The sequence below is a fragment of the Alcanivorax hongdengensis A-11-3 genome, from assembly GCF_000300995.1.
Classification (GTDB): Bacteria; Pseudomonadota; Gammaproteobacteria; order Pseudomonadales; family Alcanivoracaceae; genus Alcanivorax; species Alcanivorax hongdengensis.
Window position 1 is genome coordinate 87323 of sequence record NZ_AMRJ01000012.1, and the last position, 19357, is coordinate 106679.

At 63.5% G+C, this 19357-nt stretch carries 18 protein-coding genes; 12 read left to right on the forward strand and 6 right to left on the reverse strand.

What is annotated here, in order from left to right:
- Positions 1-12 precede the first annotated feature (12 nt).
- Positions 13-1518: an efflux transporter outer membrane subunit gene (locus tag A11A3_RS09285; RefSeq protein ID WP_008929034.1), complete on the reverse strand. Its 1506-nt coding sequence runs from the start codon at positions 1516-1518 to the stop codon at positions 13-15.
- A gap of 159 nt (positions 1519-1677) precedes the next feature.
- Here A11A3_RS09285 and A11A3_RS09290 point away from each other — a divergent pair, with 159 nt between their 5' ends.
- From A11A3_RS09290 to A11A3_RS09315, 6 genes are all read left to right on the forward strand, one after another.
- Positions 1678-2358 (forward strand): CerR family C-terminal domain-containing protein, encoded by a 681-nt coding sequence (locus tag A11A3_RS09290; RefSeq protein ID WP_008929035.1) that lies wholly within the window; start codon positions 1678-1680, stop codon positions 2356-2358.
- Between the two features lie 77 nt (positions 2359-2435).
- Complete coding sequence (locus A11A3_RS09295) at positions 2436-3782, forward strand: M16 family metallopeptidase (protein ID WP_008929036.1); 1347 nt, start codon at positions 2436-2438, stop codon at positions 3780-3782.
- Complete coding sequence (locus A11A3_RS09300; protein ID WP_008929037.1) at positions 3779-5191, forward strand: M16 family metallopeptidase; 1413 nt, start codon at positions 3779-3781, stop codon at positions 5189-5191. The genes A11A3_RS09295 and A11A3_RS09300 overlap by 4 nt, the downstream gene beginning before the upstream one ends.
- A complete protein-coding gene (gene rsmD / locus A11A3_RS09305; protein ID WP_008929038.1) occupies positions 5163-5750 on the forward strand; it encodes a 16S rRNA (guanine(966)-N(2))-methyltransferase RsmD in 588 nt (195 codons plus the stop codon). The genes A11A3_RS09300 and rsmD overlap by 29 nt, the downstream gene beginning before the upstream one ends.
- A 136-nt stretch (positions 5751-5886) precedes the next feature.
- On the forward strand, positions 5887-6189 hold the full coding sequence (locus tag A11A3_RS09310; RefSeq protein ID WP_157375537.1) for a hypothetical protein: 303 nt from the start codon (positions 5887-5889) through the stop codon (positions 6187-6189).
- Positions 6186-7295, forward strand: coding sequence for an ABC transporter permease (locus tag A11A3_RS09315; RefSeq protein WP_008929040.1), 1110 nt, complete (start codon positions 6186-6188; stop codon positions 7293-7295). The genes A11A3_RS09310 and A11A3_RS09315 overlap by 4 nt, the downstream gene beginning before the upstream one ends.
- Here A11A3_RS09315 and A11A3_RS09320 read toward each other — a convergent pair.
- A complete protein-coding gene (locus A11A3_RS09320; protein ID WP_008929041.1) occupies positions 7292-7678 on the reverse strand; it encodes a cupredoxin domain-containing protein in 387 nt (128 codons plus the stop codon). The genes A11A3_RS09315 and A11A3_RS09320 overlap by 4 nt on opposite strands.
- 271 nt (positions 7679-7949) lie before the next feature.
- Here A11A3_RS09320 and A11A3_RS09325 point away from each other — a divergent pair, with 271 nt between their 5' ends.
- Positions 7950-8891 (forward strand): transporter substrate-binding domain-containing protein, encoded by a 942-nt coding sequence (locus A11A3_RS09325; protein ID WP_008929042.1) that lies wholly within the window; start codon positions 7950-7952, stop codon positions 8889-8891.
- Here the strand turns inward: A11A3_RS09325 and A11A3_RS09330 are convergent.
- From A11A3_RS09330 to A11A3_RS09345, 4 genes are all read right to left on the reverse strand, one after another.
- Positions 8866-9588 carry a DUF6901 family protein gene (locus A11A3_RS09330; protein ID WP_008929043.1) on the reverse strand — a complete coding sequence of 241 codons (723 nt, stop codon included), beginning with the start codon at positions 9586-9588 and terminating at the stop codon, positions 8866-8868. The two genes, A11A3_RS09325 and A11A3_RS09330, sit on opposite strands and share 26 nt — an antisense overlap.
- Positions 9578-11017, reverse strand: a complete 1440-nt coding sequence (locus tag A11A3_RS18160; RefSeq protein WP_040296985.1) for a PAS domain-containing sensor histidine kinase — start codon at positions 11015-11017, stop codon at positions 9578-9580. Before A11A3_RS18160 ends, A11A3_RS09330 begins: the two co-directional genes overlap by 11 nt.
- Before the next feature lie 36 nt (positions 11018-11053).
- A complete protein-coding gene (locus A11A3_RS09340; RefSeq protein WP_008929045.1) occupies positions 11054-11503 on the reverse strand; it encodes a response regulator in 450 nt (149 codons plus the stop codon).
- Between the two features lie 188 nt (positions 11504-11691).
- Positions 11692-12120 (reverse strand): PaaI family thioesterase, encoded by a 429-nt coding sequence (locus tag A11A3_RS09345; RefSeq protein ID WP_008929046.1) that lies wholly within the window; start codon positions 12118-12120, stop codon positions 11692-11694.
- A 139-nt stretch (positions 12121-12259) separates the two neighbouring features.
- On the opposite strand from A11A3_RS09345, the gene A11A3_RS09350 reads away from it, so the two are divergent.
- From A11A3_RS09350 to A11A3_RS09370, 5 genes are all read left to right on the forward strand, one after another.
- The gene (locus tag A11A3_RS09350; protein ID WP_008929047.1) at positions 12260-12571 is read left to right on the forward strand and encodes a hypothetical protein; all 312 of its coding nucleotides are present in this window, start codon (positions 12260-12262) and stop codon (positions 12569-12571) included.
- A gap of 57 nt (positions 12572-12628) precedes the next feature.
- The gene (locus A11A3_RS09355) at positions 12629-13846 is read left to right on the forward strand and encodes a TolC family protein (RefSeq protein ID WP_008929048.1); all 1218 of its coding nucleotides are present in this window, start codon (positions 12629-12631) and stop codon (positions 13844-13846) included.
- 160 nt (positions 13847-14006) lie between these two features.
- On the forward strand, positions 14007-15197 hold the full coding sequence (locus A11A3_RS09360; RefSeq protein WP_008929049.1) for an efflux RND transporter periplasmic adaptor subunit: 1191 nt from the start codon (positions 14007-14009) through the stop codon (positions 15195-15197).
- A gap of 114 nt (positions 15198-15311) precedes the next feature.
- On the forward strand, positions 15312-18455 hold the full coding sequence (locus tag A11A3_RS09365; RefSeq protein ID WP_008929050.1) for an efflux RND transporter permease subunit: 3144 nt from the start codon (positions 15312-15314) through the stop codon (positions 18453-18455).
- Between the two features lie 175 nt (positions 18456-18630).
- A partial coding sequence (locus tag A11A3_RS09370; protein ID WP_008929051.1) for a hypothetical protein occupies positions 18631-19357 on the forward strand: 727 nt, incomplete at its 3' end.

Here is a 19357-nt window from a genome sequence, read left to right on the forward strand (position 1 = left end):
AATCTCCGGCGGTTATTCAGTGGGCGGCGTGGCCGCAGCGTGGTCGGTGGTAGTCGGCCGGTTCCACCAGCCGCCGCCCAGGGCGTGATAGAGCGCCGCGGTATCCGCGTAGCGCTGGCGGGTGGCACTGACATGGGCCAGCACCGCCCGGTTGTAGCGTTGCTCGGCGGTCAGCACATCAATGTAGGCGGCGGCGCCGGCGCTGTACTGCTTGCGCACCAGCTCCAGGCTGGCCTGGTTGGCATCCAGGGCGTGGGTGCGGGCTTTCAGGGCTTCGGCATCCTGGTGGATGGCATCCAGCACATTGGCCACCTGGGTAAAGGCCGACAGCACGGTGTCCTGGTAATGGGCGTACCGGGCATCCCACTGGGCCTTGGCGGCATCGCGCCGGGCGCGCAGGCTGCCACCATGGAACAGCGGTGCGGTCAGCGAACCGCCCAGGCTCCACACCTGGGCCGGGCTGTGGAACAGGTCGCCGCCATGGTTGGCGGTGGAGCCGAGGCTGGCGGTCAGGTTGATGTCCGGGTAGAGGTTGGCCGTGGCCACACCGACCCGGGCGCTGGCCTCATGCAATTGCTCTTCGGCGGCCAGAATATCCGGGCGCTGATGCACCAGCTGCGAAGACAGACTGACCGGCAATTGCCCCGGCAGGGTCAGGTCGGCCAGCGACAGGGCCGGCGGCTGGAAGCGCGCCGGGTCGGCACCCACCAGCTGTGCCAGGGCGTGGCCGGTGACCGCCAGCTGATGTTTCAGCGAGGGCAGCTGGGCCTGGTTGTCGGCCAGCTGGGCGCGGGCGCGCAGCACATCCGAGTAGGCCACCGAGCCGGCGTTTTCCTGTTTGTCGAGCAGGTTCACCTCGCGCTGCTCCGCCTCGATGATTTGCTCGGTGGCGGCAATGCGGTCGCGCAGGGCGGCATAACGCACCGTGGTCACCACCACATTGTCCACCAGCGCCAGCAGGCTGCCGCGCAGCAGGTTCTGCTGGTAATTCACCTGCGCCTGCTGGGCCTCGATGGCGCGGCGGTTGGCGCCGAACAGGTCCAGGTCGTAGCTCAACGAGACGCGGGCGTCGTAAAGATTGAAGACATTATTGAAAAGGGGGTTGTCCAGGCCGATCTGGGCGCCGTTGGCGCGCTGGCGGCTGGCGCTGCCGCCGGCATCCAGGTCCGGCAGGTTCGAGCCGGTGACCGCCTCCAGCTGGTGGGCGGCCCGGCGCAGGCTGGCCTGACTCTGTTGCAGGGACGGGTTATTGGCCAGCGCCTGCTCGATCAGGGCGTTGAGCGTGGGCGACTGGAACAGGGTGTACCAGTCTGCGGCAATGGGGCTGCCCGGTTGCAGCGTCTGGGCATTGCCGCCGGGCCCGCTGGTGCTGGCGGTGGGCTGGCCATCACTGTCGATGTGGTAACGGGTGGCGCTGTCATCGGCCGGCGACTGGAAGTCCGGCCCCACGGCGCAGGCACTCAGCAGGGCGCCGGCAGCGAGCAGACCGGTGCTGAACAGGCTGGATAAAAGCCGCATAGGCGTCTCCCTGGAACAAAAGACACTCCGCGCGGCCGGGCCGGGCAGAGAAAACGAATCAGATTCAAAACTGCTGTATACTTTTAATTCATCTGAATGACAAAATCAATCAAATGAATTAAAGTGCATTTGGTTTTTAAGCGTGGATGACTGACAAGCATGGCAAGGAAGGGCACAGCAAACCGTGAAGCCTCCGGCAGTGAAGCCACCCGCGAGCGTTTGATCGAAGCGGGGCTGACCCTGTTTGCCGAGCACGGTTTCGACAGCGTCAGTACCCGTGCCCTGGCCAATGCCGCCCAGGCCAACCAGGCCGCCATTCCCTACCACTTCCAGTCCAAGGAAGGCCTCTACATGGCGGTGGCCGAGCGGGTGGTGGAGATCGTGCGGGCGGGCATGGAACCGGTGCTGGAGGCCGTGCAGGAGCGCCACCGCGAAGGTGTCACCAACCTGGCGCTGGCCCGCGAAGACGTGGCCATGATCATCACCAGCCTGCTGCGCCGTATCATCAGTCAGCCCCATCGCTGTGAAATCGGCAGTTTCATCATGCGTGAGCAGATGCAGCCCAGCGCCGCCATGGAGCAACTCTATGGCCGCATGATCGGCCCGCTGCATGCACACCTGGCGGCGCTGGTGGCGGCCCTGCGCGGCCTGGGCGAAGATGACCCGGATGTGATCATCGAGGTCCATGCCCTGTTCGGCCAGGCAGTGGTGTTCGGTGTGCATCGTTATACCCTCAAGCGCCGTCTGGGTGCCGACGAGCTGGATGAGGAACATCTGGTTCGCATTACCGGTGTGGTTCGTAATATGGTGTTGCGGCAGTTCCCGACGTCGGGAAACTAAGCGGCCTGCCCGGAGTCCCATTTCCTGGTTTGCAGGCCTCGGGGCCGAACACTAACGACAATGACACCGGGCGACCCATGTTGCGATTTCTTTTGCTGGCGATAAGCCTTCTAGCCTGTGGTGCGGCCAGTGCCGCGCTGACCACCCATGAATATACCCTCGATAACGGCCTGAAAGTGCTGGTGCGCGAGGACCATCGCGCTCCGGTGGTGACCGTGATGGTCTGGTACAAGGTCGGCAGTATCGACGAGGCCCCCCACGAAGCCGGGCTGGCACACCTGCTTGAGCACATGATGTTCAAGGGCACCAAGCACCTGGGCCCCGGCGAATTCTCCAAGACCGTGGCCCGTTACGGCGGCGTGGATAACGCCTTTACCAGCTATGACTACACTGCCTATTACCAGCAGTACGAATCCTCGCGCCTGCCGCTGGCGCTGGAGCTGGAGTCCGAGCGGCTCAAGAACCTGAAGATTGACGATGATGCCTTCAGGAAGGAACTGCAGGTGGTGCTCGAGGAGCGCCGCCAGCGCACCGACGACAACCCCAATGCCCTGGCCTGGGAAAAATTCCAGGCGGTGGCGCGCCCGGGCACCGGCTATTCCCACCCGCCCATCGGCTGGCAGGCGCTGTTGTCCCAGCTGCAGCCGGAGCAGGCGCGCAGCTGGTTCCACCGCTTCTATGTGCCGTCCAACGCCACCCTGGTGATCGCCGGCGATGTCACCGAAGACCAGGTGCGCCCGCTGGTGGACAAGTACTTTGCCTCGCTGCCGGCCGGCCACACGCCGCCGCGGCCCAGCCAGAGCGTGCGCCCGCCGGCCGGTGAACGCCGCATCAACCTGCAGCTGCCGGTGCGCGTGCCGGCGCTGTATATGATGTACAACGTGCCGTCGCTGGTAACCGCGCCGGACAGCAAGGACTTCTACGCCCTGACCATGCTGGCCGGCGTGCTCGACGGCGGCATGAGTGCCCGCATCGAAACCGACCTGGTGCGCGGCCAGCAGCTGGTGGCCGGCGCCGGTGCCAACTACGACGGTCTGCAACGGAGCGATGGCACCTTCAACATCACCGCCACGCCGGCGCCGGGCAAGACCCTCAAGCAGGTGGAAGACGGCCTGCTGGCCGAGGTCAAACGGCTGGCCGAGAGCAAGCCGGACCCGGCGGAAATGGACCGGGTGCGCGCCGGCGTGCTGGCCGGCCAGATCTACCAGCGTGACTCGGTCATGGGCCAGGCCATGGAACTGGGCATGCTCAGCACCCTGGGGCTCGACTGGCGCCTGTCCGCACAATTCAGTGACAACCTGGCCAAGGTCACCGCCGAAGACGTGCAGCGCGTGGCCCGCCAGTGGCTTACGGCGGAGCGCCGCACCATCGCCTATGTGCAACCCGAGAATGTGCAAGCCCAACCCCAGGAGAGCGGCCAATGAAAATGATTCTGCGATTGGCGGCGCTGACCGGCCTGCTGGCCCTGGCCGCCTGTACCAGCTTCCCGCACACCGAAAAGGCGGTGGCCAAGGCCGAGCCCGCCGCCCCGAAACTGGATATCCAGGCCTGGCACACCGACGGTGGTGCCCGGGTGCTGTTTGTGCACAGCGATGCCCTGCCCATGCTGGATGTACGCCTGGTGATGGATGCCGGCTCCGCCCGTGATGGCGGCACCCCGGGGCTGGCGTCCATGACCAATGCCCTGCTGGGCGAGGGCGCCAACGGCCTGAGCGTGGATGACATCGCCCGCGGCTTCGAAGACCAGGGCGCCAACTTTTCCGCCAGCAGTTACCGCGACATGGGCATCATCGGCCTGCGTACCCTGTCCGACCCGCAATACCGCGACCCGGTGGTGGATCTGTTCTGCCGGGTGATCGGTCAGCCGGATTTCCCGCAGAGCTCGCTGGATCGCATCCGCGCCCAGATGATGCAGGGCCTGCGCATGAACCAGCAGGTGCCCGGCCCGCAGGTGGGTGACGCCTTCCAGGCCACCCTGTTCGGGGCGCACCCCTATGCCCACCCGTCCGATGGCACCCTCAAGAGCCTGCCGACCATCGAGCGCAAGCAGCTCACCGACTTCTATCAGCGCTATTACGCCGCCGGTAATGCGGTGATCGCCCTGGTCGGCGATATTGATCGCCAGCAGGCCGAGGCCCTGGCCAACCGCATCAGTCAGGCGCTGCCCGCAGGACCCAAGGCACCGGCCCTGCCACGCGCCAAACCGCTGGCCGAGCGTCAGGTGAAACACCTGAACTTCCCGTCCAGCCAGACCCATATCCTGATCGGTAATCAGGCCACCTGGCGCGGCAACCCGGACCATGTGGCCCTGTTTGTCGGCAACCAGATTCTCGGTGGCGGCGGTTTTGCCTCTATCCTCACCGACGAGGTGCGCCAGAAGCGCGGCTATGTCTACGGCATTACCAGCGCCTTCCAGCCCATGGCCGCCGGGGGTCCCTTCACCGTGCAATTGCAGACCGCCAACAAGAATGCCGACCAGGCACTGACCCTGACGCTCAACCTGATCCGCCAGTTCATCAATGACGGGCCCACCGAGGCGCAGCTGCAGGCGGCCAAAACCAGTATCCTGGGCAGCTTTGCGCTGGGTACCGCCGACAACAGTGATATCCTCGGCCAGCTTGGCGCCATCGGCTTCTACGACCTGCCGCTGGATTACCTGCAGCAGTTCAATGCCGCCGTGCAGAAAGTCACCGCCGACGATATTCGCCGGGCGTTCCAGCGCACCGTGAACCCGGATGATCTGGCCATCGTCAGCATCGGCCCCAAGGCACCGCACATTATTCCCGACACACCGCAGGACAGTGATGGCAAAACCGGGCAACAACACCCGTAAGGGACAGGTACGCATTATCGGCGGGGCGCAGCGAGGGCGGCGCCTGCACTTCGTCGACCAGGGTGGCGACCTGCGCCCGTCCTCGGATCGCATGCGGGAAACCCTGTTCAACTGGCTGCAGTTCGAGCTGCCCGGCATGGCCGTACTGGATCTGTTTGCCGGCTCCGGCGTCCTGGCCGCCGAGGCGCTCAGCCGCGGTGCCGCCAGTGCCACCGTGGTGGAGAAAAAGCGCGAGCGCTGCGCCGACCTGTCGCACCAGCTCAAGCCACTGTTCGACCACAAGGTGCGGGTGGAATGCGCCGATGCGCTGCGCTGGCTGGAGCGGGCCAGCGGCCCCTTTGACCTGGTCTTTGTCGACCCGCCCTATGACCTGGGCCTGGCCGAGCCGGCCTGTGCGGCCTTGCAGGCCAGGGGCCTGCTGGCGGATAACGGCTGGGTCTACGTGGAATCCCGCCGTCAGCAGCCGGCGCCGGCAGTGCCCGCCGGCTGGCAGCTGCACCGGGAAAAGAGCAGCGGCGAAATCCGCGCCTGCCTGTACCGGATCAACCCCGCCGGCTGACCCGCAATCGCGCCGTGATTTCTGGGAGGAGCTGTTCACCCTGGCCGACCGGGGCACCACCCTGCTGGTCACCAGCCACTACATGGACGAGGCGGAGCGCTGCCACCGGCTGGCCATTTTGCAGCGGGGGCGGTTGATGACCGAAGGCAGCCCCGAGCAACTCAAGCACGAACTGCCGGCGGTGCCGCTGCTGGTGCAGACGCCCACGCCGCGCAAGGCCCAGCAGGTCATCCGTGATCTGGATGGGGTGTTTTCCAGCGTGCAGATCGGCGCCAGCCTGCGCGTGCTGGTTACCGAGGCGGATCGTCAGCAGACCATCGATCAGGCCCTGCGACGTGCCGGCATCAACGCCAGCGTGGCGCCCACCGACGCCAATCTGGAAGACGTGTTCGTGGCCGCCACCCACCACCAGCAGGCCCGGGAGGGCCAGCCATCATGACCGGCTTCAACCTGCGCCGGTTGCTGGCGGTGGTGTTCAAGGAGATAAGCCAGCTGCGCCGTGACCGGCTCACCTACGCCATGATCATCGGCATCCCCACCATGCAGCTGATCCTGTTCGGCTATGCCATCAACCTGGATGTGCGTGGCCTGCCGGCGGCGGTGGTGGACCAGGCGCAGACCAGCCACAGCCGCCAGCTGCTCGACGAGTTGCGCCAGTCCCAGGTGCTGGATTTCCGCGACACCCTGCCCACCCCGGCGTCCGCCAACCGGGCGCTGGAAAGCGGCGACGTGAAAGTGGCGGTGGTGATTCCGGCGGACTTCGAGCAACGGCTGGCCCGGCCCGGCCGGCCGGTGATCCAGGTACTGGTGGATGGCTCCGACCAGGTGGTGCAGCAGGCCGCCCGGCAGATGAGCCAGTTCCCGGTGCGTGAATTTCTCAGCGGCCAGGCCATCGCCACGCCCACGCCCCAGGTGCAGGTGGCCACCTATTACAATCCCCAGCGCGATGCGCCGCTCAACACCGTGCCCGGGCTGATTGGCGTGATCCTGACCATGACCATGGTGATGTTCACCGCCATTGCCCTGGTGCGTGAGCGCGAGCACGGCAACCAGGAATTTCTCATCACCACGCCGCTGTCATCGGCGGAGCTGACCATCGGCAAGGTGTTGCCCTTCGTGGCCATTGGGCTGGTGCAAACCACCCTGATCCTGATGCTGGGCTACTTCATCTTCGATGTGCCGGTGCGCGGCAGCCTGCTTGATCTCTACGCCTCGGCGCTGGTGTTTATCGTTGCCACCCTGTCGCTGGGTATCTTCATTTCCACCTTCGTCAGCAGCCAGTTTCAGGCCATGCAGGCGGCCATTTTCACCTTCCTGCCGCAGCTGCTGTTGTCCGGTTTCATGTTTCCCTACGAGGGCATGCCGAAGCTGGCCCAGTGGATTGCCGAGGTGTTGCCACTCACCCACTTCGTGCGCCTGGTGCGCGGTATCATGCTGCGCGGCGCCAGTTTCGGGGATCTGTGGGTGGACCTGGTGGCGCTGGCGGTGTTTGCCCTGGTGGCCATGGTGGTGGCCACCCTGCGGGTGCATAAACGGCTGGATTAGCGCCGGGCGCCGGCGGGGCCTTTCACGGTGATAAGCAGTGGCGCCTCCCGGTCCTGATGGTCCGGGCGCATGCAGCGCATGGCAAAGTGCCCCGGCTCATCGAAACGCCAGTCCAGCGTTGCCTGGCCGCCGGCTTCCAGCAGCCGGGTGTTGGGGAAGTCCTTGCGCAGGTCCGGCATCAGCCGATGCATCAGGGCCTGATCGCGCAGCGAGGTCTCGCTGCCCAGTGCCATCAGGTGCCAGTCATTACTATGGTTAACCAGCGTCAGCCGCCGAGCCGCCTGTTCCGGCAGGGTGATCGTCTGCGGTTGCCACTGACCGTCGTATTGCAGCGTCAGGGGCTCCAGCGTGCCCGCCTGGCGCAGCGCACTGCCGGCGGCCATGGTCACCTCGTCTGGCACTATGCCGTGGGCATGGCTACCCTGAGTGCAGGCAACAAGCAATAAAATGCCTGCAAAATGCCATAAGAAGCGGCGGGGTTGAGTGTCGCTAACGAGGGTGTCATGCATAAGAGTGAAGGAGGGCGCGTGTCCAAGGCTTGCCATAGCGTATCCCGGATTTTCCTGTTCTGTCTTTTCCTGTTTTCCGCCGGCCTGTTGCAGGCGGCGCCGCTGACCGTGGCGGTGAAGGCCTCGCCGCCTTTCAGTTACCAGGATGGCGACCGCTGGCCACATCAGCGTGGAGCTGTGGGAGCAGCTTGCCAGCCAACTGGGGCAGGATTACCGCCTGCGTCCCTACAAGAGTGTTGGCGACATGCTCAATGCCGTGGAGCAGGGCCAGGCGGATGTGGCCATCGGTGCCATCAGTGTCACCGCCGACCGGGAGCGGCGGCTGGACTTTACCCAGCCCATGTTCCGCGCCGGCCTGGGCATTGCCACCCGCACCAGCCCGTCCGGCTGGATGGCCACCCTGCGCAGCCTGTTCAGCTGGAAGTTCCTGTCCGCGGTGCTGGCACTGGGGCTGGTGCTGTTGCTGGTGGGTTTCGTGGTCTGGCTGCTGGAGCGCCGCCGCAACCCGGAACAATTCGGCGGCAGCGTGCGCCAGGGCATCGGCAGCGGCTTCTGGTGGTCGGCGGTGACCATGACCACGGTGGGCTATGGTGACAAGGCGCCGGTGACCGCCGCCGGGCGCACCATCGGCCTGGTCTGGATGTTTGCCAGCATCATCACCATTTCCGGTTTTACCGCCGCCATTGCCTCCAGTGTCACCGTCAATCAGTTACAGACCCGGGTCTCCGGCGTCGCCGATCTGCCACGGGTGAAGGTGGGCACGGTGCAAAGCACCAGTGCCGCCCAGTGGCTCGATGGTCAGGGTATTCGCTTCCAGCCCTATCCCAATATCGAGCAGGCCATGCGGGCCGTGGCCCTGGGGGAGGTGGATGCGGTGGTCTACGATGCGCCGGTAATGCGCTACATGTTGCGCCAACGCCACGACAACAATGTGCTGGTGCTGCCGCAACTGGCCCGTGAAGAGAGCTACGCCATTGCCGTGGCCAACGGCTCCCGCTTGCGTGAACCCCTGGATCAGGCGCTGCTGAGTATCCTCGCCAGCGATGACTGGCGCGCCCTGGTCAATCGTTACCAGGGGGCTCAGTAATCGCGGCCCCGGCGTCGCCGGTATCAAACAGCGGCGCCAGGGATTCCAGCAGCTCGTTCAGCTCCCCTTTCATGTCCCGGCTCAGCACCTGCAGCAACACCATGGCGTTGACCGGGGCATCCGACTGGCGCCCGCGAAAGCGTTCCACAAAGCAGCGGTTGAGCACATTCAGTTGCCGGTACTGTTCGTTCAGTTCATCCAGATCCACCGGGATCGCCGGGTCATGGCGATGGGCGATATAGCGTTGCAGCAGGTAGAGGCTGGCGGTGCGTACCAGGGTTTCGGTCTCGTTGCTCACCGGCAGATGAAACAGCGCCATGGGCCGCAAAAAACGGGTATGCGGGCAGTCACTGAGCGCACAGACCAGGCCGAACAGTGAGCCCAGTGCCCGTTGCAGGCTGGTTTCCATCTGGTAGCGGCGCTGGTGGGCATCCACGCGCAGATCAATGCGCTCGTGGGAGGGGCCCAGCTCATGGTCGGGCAGCAGCCAGGCCAGATTGCGGGCCACCGGGCAGTCCCGGTATTCGTCCTGGCTCAGCGGGCAGTGACTGCACTGGTGATACTCCAGCCGCGCCCAGTGCGGCGCCTCGAAGTCCGCCGGCACCTGCAGGCTGTGATCGTCCGGGTGCAGGTGCAACGGAATGCGTTGCTGTTGACCGGCGCGATTGCGCAGGTCATAGCAGATATCAGGCCGCATGGGATGACTGGCCGTTACGGTCCAGCGGCAGGCGGATGTAGAAGGTGGTGCCCTTGCCGGCACTGCTGTCCGCGCTCATGGTGCCGCCGTGACGCTTGATGATGTCCTGGGAGATCGACAACCCCAGGCCGGTGCCCTGGCCGATGGGCTTGGTGGTGAAGAACGGCTCGAAAATCTGCGCCAGGGTCTCGGCGGGAATACCGGGGCCGTCATCCTTCACGGTCAGCTGGTACCACTTGTCGTCGGCGGTGGCGCTGATGACGATTTCCCCTTCTCCCTCGATGGCCTGGGCCGCATTGACCAGCAGGTTCATCAGTACCTGGGCCAGCTGGCTTTCCGAACCGTTGATGGTTGGCAAATCCGGGGCAAAGTAGCGGGTGATGGCAATGCGATGCTTGAGCTCGTGGTGGGCCAGGTTCAGGGAAATATCTACACAGCGAGCCAGATCCACCGGCGAAAAATCTTCATCCTTGTTGCGGGAAAAATGCTTCAGGTCACGGATGATTTTCTTGATGCGGTCAATGCCGTCGTGGGTTTCCGCCATCAGCTCCGGGTAATCGGCAAGAATGAAATCCAGCTTGTCTTCCCGGTTCACCGGCAGGTTGCCGGTTTCCAGAAACTGGCGGAATTTTTCATCGCTGATGCGCTTGCGCAGCCCTTCGGTAATGCTGGCCAGGGCCTGCAGATATTCCTGGCAGCGATTCAGGTTGGAGGCCAGGCTGGCAATGGGGTTGTTGATCTCGTGGGCAATGCCCGCCGAGATGGTGCCCAGTGACGCCATCTTTTCGGAATGCAGCAGCAGGGTTTCCACTTCGCTGATCTTCTGCTCCTGGTCGCGCACTGCCTGCTTGAGTTCGTTGTTCTGTGCCTTGATGTGGGTGATGTCGGTGCCGAAGCAGATATAGCCCTGATCCTCATCGCTGATATAGGACAGCGGGAAGATAAAGATATTCATCCAGTAGAGCGAGCCGTCCTGACGACGGTTGCAGACCTCGCCATTCCATACGCCCTGGCGGGCATGTTGGCTTTCCATACGGGCGTCGGCCAGATCGTCCTGCTCGGGGAAGTTGATGCTCTCCGGGCGGCCGATCAGTTCGTTGAAGTTGAAGCCGCTCAGTGACAGGAATTTGTGGTTGGCAAAGGTGATGGTGCCGTGGTCGTCGGTGGTCATCACGCAGTATTCGTCGATGATGCGCGCCAGCGGCCCCAGCACCTGCTTGTTGAGTTTGAACTCGTCGGCGTTGACCTCGATCAGCCGCAGCTTGCGGCCGAAACGGTTGTCGGTCAGTGAGGAGAATTCCGCCAGTCGCGCCTCCACATTGATGGAGCTGCGGTAGGTCTTGTACAGAAAGAAGATGATGATCAGCAGGATCACCGTGGAGCTGACAAGAAAAAGCCCCTGGCTGTTCAGGTTTTCCAGGATATTCATGTTGGTCACGGGCCCCTTCCCGATGACTGATTTTCGCTAGCCCTTGTAACCCATGCTCTTCAGGGCTTCTTTTTGTTCTCGCACAGTCTCGGCGAGCATTTTGTTTTCCAGAATGATGTCGCGGAATTTCAGCCCGTCGCCAATGCTGTCCAGCAACTGGTCGTCTTCCCAGGGTTTGGGAATAAAGCGGAAGGCACCGGCTTCGTTGATGGCCGACATCAGGGTGTCGATATCAATGACCCCGGTGAGCAGAATGCGAATGGCATCGGGCTGGATCTCGCGGATTTCCTTGAGCAGCTCCAGGCCGTTCAGCTCCGGCATGATGTAATCGGTGATTACCGCATCGAACACCGTGGTGCGGGCCCGGCGCAGGGCCTCCATGGAACTGGTGTAGGTTTCCACGCTCCAGTCGGTGTGGGCTCTCAGGGTGCGGCTCAGTGATTTGAGGATGTAGTCTTCATCATCAACGACCATGATCTGATACATGGCTTGTCCCTCTCTGTATTACTGCCAACCCGGACGTCCCTGCCGGGCCCGCCAGGCCTCGTTACTGAAAACGATACGCCGGCGGAAAAGGGAGCTCAATTGACCGTACCGGTCAGGCGGGGCCAGTAAGGGCGCCCGTTGGCCCGCCTGTCAGGAAGCGCCGAAAATGAATGCCAATCAGCAGCAAATCAGCGTTTGCGGCCACTCAACACCGCCTTGGTTACCGAGCCGGTGGCGATCAGCCGCTCGCGGCCATCCTCGCCCAGGGCAAACACCTCCGCGCGCATGGCCGCCAGGGTGCGGCCCAGGCGATCCACCCGGGCACGGATCTCGACCTGTTCGCCATCGCTGGCGGCGCGCAACATGCTGGTGTGGGTTTCAATGGTCACCGCATGCTGGTCCTCGGCCAGCTGCGTCATCACCGCCAGAAAGCAGGTCACATCCAGCAGAGCGTAGACAATGCCGCCGTGCAGTGCGCCGGCCGGGTTGCGGGTGAAGGCGTTGACCGGAAAGCGGGTATGGCACACGCCGGCTTCCGCGTGGGCCACCGACAGCTCGCAGGCCCGGTGAAAGGGCAGGGCCAGCACCTCGTCACGGGTGGCATCAAAATGACTCATGGGAACTCCCGGTACCAATGGAAACGGCGCTTACTTTGCCGCAAAGCCTGCGCCAATGTCATGACCGTGCGAACCGCCGGCCTTGACCGTTGTCTATCATTATCAATAGAGTAATGGCTCCACGCCTGACGGATCTCGCATGAAAGCCTGGGTATTCACATTACTGACCATCATTGGCCTGCACGTGCTGGTGCTCGACACCCTGCACCACGGCCACGATCAGGGTGTGTCCGTGACCCAGAGCGAGGCCGCCGGTGAGCTGGCCCAGGCCGACGTGCTCGATCAGGGCAGCGACCATTGCTGCCAGTGCCACGGTTTCCTGGCCATCGCCGCCACCCCGGCCAGCCAGTTGCCCGCCCCCGTCGCCCCCCAGGTGGCGGCACGGCCCCCCATGCCGGATTCCCCGGCGGACAATCCCTATCGCCCTCCCATCCTGATTGCCCTTTCGTAAACCCTCGCCCGGCCTGCGCCGGCGCGTGATTTCCGACTGAACAATCAGGAGATTCCCATGGAATCGAAAACCGTGGTGCGCACCAGCGCACTACTGGCCGTGCTGCTGTGCGCCCCCGGCGTGCAGGCCGCCGGTAATGAATGGGCCCGCTGGGTGCAGCGTCAGGTCAGCGCGTTGCCCGCCAGCGCCGCCATCAACGCCGCCCGCGATCAGGCCCGGGCACAAACCGAAGCGGCCAGCCAGCCGCTCTACAACCCGGCCCTCAATATCGGCTATGAAGACAGCGCCGATATTACCCGCACCGTGGGCCTCAGCCAGACGCTGGACTGGTCCGGCAAGGCCCGGGCCGCCCGTGACAGCGCCACCCTGCGCATGGATCTGGTGGACAACCAGGCCGGCCAGGCCCGCGCCCGGCTGTTGGCCGACGCCCTCGACGCCCTGGTGCGCTTCGATGCTGCCGGCGCGCGGCTGGCCGCCGCCCGCCAGCAGGAACAGCAGCTCACCGACCTCACCGACCTGATCCGCCGCCGCGAGCAGGCCGGCGACCTGGGCCAGGTGGACGCCCAGCTGGCCTACCTGTCGCTGGCCCAGGCGCAACAAAAGCTGGCCGACGCGGAAGCGCAGTCCACCGCCGCCACCACTGCGTTGCAACAGGGGCTGGCGGTGGCCAGGCCGGCCCGGGCCTTGCCCGCCGTGGACCGCTGGCTGGCCGAGCCGGCCCCGGTGGATAGCCGCCTGCCGCACAGCTACGCGCTGCAACGGGCGGACCTGCGCCAGCAACTGGCCGAGCGCCAGGTCACCCTGGCCGACAAGGCCCGCAACAGCGATCCCTCCCTGGGTCTGCGCCTGGGCAAGGAGGGTGACGACCGGCTCTGGGGCGTGGACCTGAGTGTCCCGCTGAAGGTCTTCAACACCGGCAAGGCCGATTACCGCGCCGCCCTGGCCAGCCAGGACCAGCGCCAGGCCCAGCTGGCCAAAACCCGCAATGATGCCCGCGCCGCCCTGCAGGGCGCCCGGCAGACCTACCTGCAACGCCGCCATCGCTGGCAGACCTGGCAGCGCCTTACCGGCGACAGCCTGGCCGGCAGCGACGACCTGCTGGAGCGGGTCTGGCGCCAGGGCGAGCTCACCACCCAGGACTATTTACAGGCCCTCAACCAGCGCCTGGAGACCCGCCTGTCCGGCATTGCCCTGTGCGAAGCCATGCAGCAGGCCTGGCTGCAGTGGCTCTATCAAAGCGCCCAGCTCGACGACTGGCTCAATGACTTTCGCTAACCCCATCCCGGCCTTCCCCTTGGAAATGGGAAGGGGCACGGCGCGACAGTCACGGTCCACCACCCTCGGTGAGAGAGGGGCACGGCGCGACAGTAATGGTCCTCCCCCTCAACGAGGGGGAGACAGAGGGGGTTCCCTCTCGAAAAAACGGAATCTATTTATGAAAACGCAGACATTGTTCAAAACATCCCCACTGGCCCTGGCACTGCTTCTGGCCCTCAACACCCCGCTATGGGCCGAGCAAACCGAGAGCCATGATCACAACGAAAAAAGCACCCAGCAGCATGATGAGCACAACCATGAAGCGGGCGCTGAAGAAGAGCACGAAGGCGTCCACGACGAAGGTATCCTGAAACTCACCGCCGACCAGCGGCAGATGCTGCAACTGCAGGTCATCACCCTGGCCGCCGAACAGGACGCCCGCCAGACCCTGCGCGTACCAGCGGAAATCACCAGCAACCAGTACCGTACCTGGGTCGTGCCGGTACGCATCGACTCCCAGGTGCGCGCCCGCAGCGCCACCCTGGGCCAGCACCTCAAACAGGGCGAGCCCATCGCCACCCTGTTCAGCCCGCAGATGGCGCAGCTGCAGAGCGACCTGCAGGTGGCCGCGGACCAGTGGCGCCGGGTCAAAAGCCTGGGCCGGCGCACCGTCGGTAACCAGCGCTTCCTGGATGCCCAGGGCCAGTACCAGTCCCTGCGTGCCCGCGCCCGGGGCTACGGCCTGGATGACGCGGCCCTGGCCGCCATCGAAGCCGGCAACAGTGAGCAGGGCGTCTACACCCTCACCGCCCCGGACGACGGCCTGGTGCTGGAAGATGCCTTCCAGCAGGGCCAATGGCTCAAGGCCGGCAGCCCGCTGGTGACCCTGGTGGACGAATCGCAACTGTGGGCGGAAGCCGCCCTGCCGCCACAGCCCGGTTTGCAGGTGCCCATCGGCACTCGGGCCAGTGTGATCATTGGCGGCACCACCGTGGCCGGCGAGGTGATCCAGGCGGGCCACCGGCTCAACCCGGTCACCCGTACCCTGGCCGTGCGCGTGGCGGTGCCCAATGATCACCACCGGCTGCACCCGGGCATGTTTGCCGACGTGGCCCTGTCCCTGCCGGCGCCCGACGGCGCGCTCACCGTGCCGGAAGAGGCACTCACCCGTGGCCCGGATGGCGACTGGCAAGTGTTCGTGGAAAAAGAGCCCGGCCATTACCAGCCGGTGGAAGTGGAACTCAATGGCCAGCTGGAAAACCGCCGCATCGTCAGTGGCCTGGACGCCGGCACCCGGGTGGTTACCCGCGGCGCCTTCTTCCTGGCCAGCGAAATGGCCAAGTCCGGTTTTGAAATCCACAACCACTAATCGAATTCGCCGGTGTTTCGGCTTCTGCGAGTGTGTTCTCCCCTCTCCCTCAAGGGAGAGGGGACCTGTCAGACAGGCTTGCAGAAAAAACATCGTCGGGTCCAGGAGACCACCATGTTCAACAAACTGATCGATTGGACGGTGAACAACCGTCTGATTGTGCTCATCCTGTTGGTCATCACCATCGGCGTGATCGGCTGGCAATTGCCCAACCTGAAACTGGATGCCTTCCCGGACGTGACCAACGTCCAGGTGCAGGTCAACACCGAAGCGGAAGGGCTGGCCGCCGAAGAGGTGGAGCAGCTGATCACCTACCCCATCGAGGCGGTGATGTACGCGCTGCCCCAGGTGGCGGAGGTGCGCTCCATCTCCAAGACCGGCCTGTCCATCGTCACCGTGGTGTTCGAGGACGGCACCGATATCTACTTCGCCCGCCAGCTGGTGTTCGAGCGCCTGCAGGCGGCCCGCGAGGATATCCCCGAGGGTGTCGGCACCCCGGAAATGGGCCCCAACACCTCCGGGCTGGGGCAGGTCTACCAATACCTGCTCACCGCCAAGCCCGGCTCCGGTATCGATGCCATGCAACTGCGCAGCCTCAACGACTGGGTGGTGAAGCTGCTGCTCATGCCGGTGGGTGGCGTCACCGATGTGCTCAGCTTCGGTGGCGAAGTGCGCCAGTACCAGGTCAACGTCAATCCCACCCGCCTGCTGGCCTACGACCTGACCCTGCAACAGGTGATGGATGCCATCGCCGCCAACAACCGCAACGCCGGCGGCTGGTATCTGGATCGTGGCGCCGAGCAACAGGTGATTCGCGGCATGGGCTGGGTCGGCCACGGCGAGCAGGGCCTGCAGGACATCGCTGCCATCCCCCTCAAGGAGGTGGACGGCACCCAGGTGCGTGTCAGTGATGTGGCCCGGGTCGCGTTCGGCGGCGAGATCCGCCAGGGCGCCCTCACCATGACCCGCCGCGATGCCAACGGCGACCCGCAAGCGCTGGGCGAAGTGGTGGCCGGCATCGTGCTCAAGCGCATGGGCGCCAACACCAAGGCCACCATCGACGGCATCAAGGCCCGCGAAGCGCGCATCCAGCAGGCCCTGCCCGACGGCGTGGAATTCCAGGTGTTCTACGACCAGGCGGACCTGGTGAAAAAGGCCGTCAGCACCGTGGTCACCGCCCTGTTGCTGGCCTTCCTGTTTATCGTCATCGTGCTGGCCCTGTTCCTGATGAATATCCGCGCCACCGTGCTGGTGCTGTTGTCCATTCCCCTGTCCATTGGTCTGGCGTTGCTGGTCATGGCCAGCTTCGACATGTCCGCCAACCTCATGTCCCTGGGCGGTCTGGCCGTGGCCATCGGCATGCTGGTGGATGGCTCGGTGGTGATGGTGGAAAACATCTTCAAACACCTGAGCCGGGTGGAAGGCGGCCACGATGCCAAAGGCGGCATCGTACTGCGCGTCAAGGATGCCGCCCAGGAAGTGGCGCGGCCGGTGTTCTTCGCCGCCGGCATCATCCTGGTGGTATTCATGCCCCTGTTCGCCTTCGAAGGGGTGGAGGCGAAAATGTTCGTGCCCATGGCCATCAGCATCATGCTGGCCATGGCCGCCGCCGTGATGGTGGCGCTGATCGTGGTGCCGGCGCTGGCCACCTTCCTGTTCCGCCACGGCGTGGAAGAAAAGCCCAACAAACTCATGCAGTGGCTGGAGGCGCGCTACCGCTCCGTGCTGGCCAACGCCATGAAGGCGCGCAAGGTCGTCATCGGCGGCGCCCTGGGCCTGCTGGCCCTGGCTCTGGCCACCACCCCCTTTATTGGCACCGAGTTCGTGCCGGTGCTGGAAGAGGGCACCCTGGACCTGCGTGTCACCCTGGCGCCATCCTCCAGCCTCGACACCGCTCAGCAGGTCGGCCAGAAACTGGAAAAGGAAATCATGACCTTCCCGGAGGTGACCTACGCGCTCAGCCGGGTAGGCCGCGCCGAAATCGGCGGTGACCCGGAGCCGGTCAGCAACGTGGAAATCTACATCGGCCTGAAACCGGTGAGCGAATGGCAAAGCGCCGGCAACCGCCTGGAGCTACAGGAAAAGATCGAGCAGAAACTGCAAAAGCATCCCGGCCTGCTGCTCAACTTTTCCCAGCCCATCGCCATGCGCGTGGACGAACTGCTCTCCGGCGTCAAAGCGCAACTGGCCATCAAACTGTTCGGCCCGGACCTGAAAGTGCTACAGCAAAAAGGCGAAGCCATCACCCAGGCGGTGAAAGCCGTCAACGGCGCCACCGACGTGCAACTGGAACAGATCGCCGGCGAAGCCCAGCTGGTAGTCACACCAGACCGCAACGCCCTCAGCCGCTATGGCCTGAGCGTCAATCAGGTCATGGATCTGGTCAGCAACGGCCTGGGCGGCGGCAGTGCCGGGCAGGTGATCAACGGCAACGAACGCTACGACATCTATGTGCGGCTGGAACGCAACGCCCGCCAGGACGCCGAAGCCATCCGCAACCTGCGCCTCAAGGCCGCCGACGGCGCCTGGGTGCGGCTCATGGATGTGGCAGACGTGAGCCTGGTCTCCGGCCCCCCGCAGATCAGCCGCGACGACGTGCAACGCCGGGTGGTCATCCAGGCCAACGTGGCCGGGCGCGACATGGGCTCCGTGGTCGCCGACATCCAGCAGGCCATCGATAAAAACGTGGACCTGCCCGCCGGCTACAGCGTCGACATCGGCGGCCAGTACGAAAACCAGCAGCGCGCCCAGCAACGCCTGGCCATGGTGGTCCCCGTGGCTGTCGGCCTGATCGCCCTGCTGCTCTACTTCGCCTTCGGCTCCGTGGCCCAGGCCGCGCTGATCTTGGTCAACGTCCCTCTGGCGCTCATCGGCGGCATCCTCGCCCTGGCCCTCAGTGGCCAGTACCTGTCCGTACCCAGCTCCGTGGGCTTTATCACCCTGTTCGGCGTGGCGGTGCTCAATGGGGTGGTGATGGTGGAAGCCATCAATCATCGCCTGCGCGATGGCGAGGCCCTGGACACCGCCATCTTCGAAGGCGCCGTCTCACGGTTGCGTCCGGTATTGATGACCGCACTCACCTCCATGCTGGGGCTGATTCCCATGTTGCTGGCTACTGGTGTTGGTAGTGAGGTGCAGCGACCGTTGGCGGTGGTGATTGTGGGTGGCTTGGTGTCGGCAACGGCGCTGACGTTGTTGGTGTTGCCGAGTCTTTATGGGGTGTTTTCGAAGCGCAAAGTGGAGGAGTTAACGCGGTGAGGCGGGCAATTTGACCCGTTATGGAGACTATTTAATAATCAAGTCACAACTCACCCCTCGCAGACATTGTTTAAGTTGGTGTTTGCGAGGGGCGGAAAGCCGCCGGTTTGGCGGCTTTTTTGTTGGAGCCGATTAGGTTGGCAAAGGGGCAGATTTTTTTAAAGGAGAATAGGCCGTGGTCGAGAGTAAGAGAGTTGGAAAGGAGATTTTTAATTCTGGCCCACTTCATGATCAGGCGGTTTTTAGGTGGTCAATACTTATTTTGACTTTCGTTATACTATTCGTGTGGTTATTTTCCTTGTCAGATAAAAGCTTTGATTTTTCTGCCTTGGGAATGAGACGGTTTCTAGGCCTGTCAAAAGATTTGGTGCCATTTGTTGCGTTGTCTGTAGCTGTAATTGCGCTTTTGGCTAGGATGCATGCCACAGTGCAAGCACATGAAAGGATGGTCATGGATAAGGAGGTAAATGCCTATAATGGGTATTTGGCTCACAGAAAGTATATCTCTGAAGCGCTAGAGGATTTTGAACATATTATTTTTGATAAAAATACGATTGACAAATCAATGTTCTATAGAAAGGTTTTTCCGGGAAACGGTCCGCGTTACTTTAGTCCTTTTTGTAGAGAGGGCAATGTTCTAGAAGAAGTAGGGAGGAGGGCTTTCTTTTCATTGAAAATGGATTTGCATGAAGAGGAGGAATCAGGGTTAGATGAGTGGGACTTTAGGCCAAATAATATGGTGGTATTTATGTCGACCTTTTTAAGATATGTTGGGGTCGAACCTTCCATGCATTTGAGGGAGATTGTTGGGAAAATAGTAGATCTTGATATGGAGTGGGATGATGATTCATTATCTGGTTTTATCAATTACCTTGCATCCTTCAGGAAGCTCATAGGGAGGG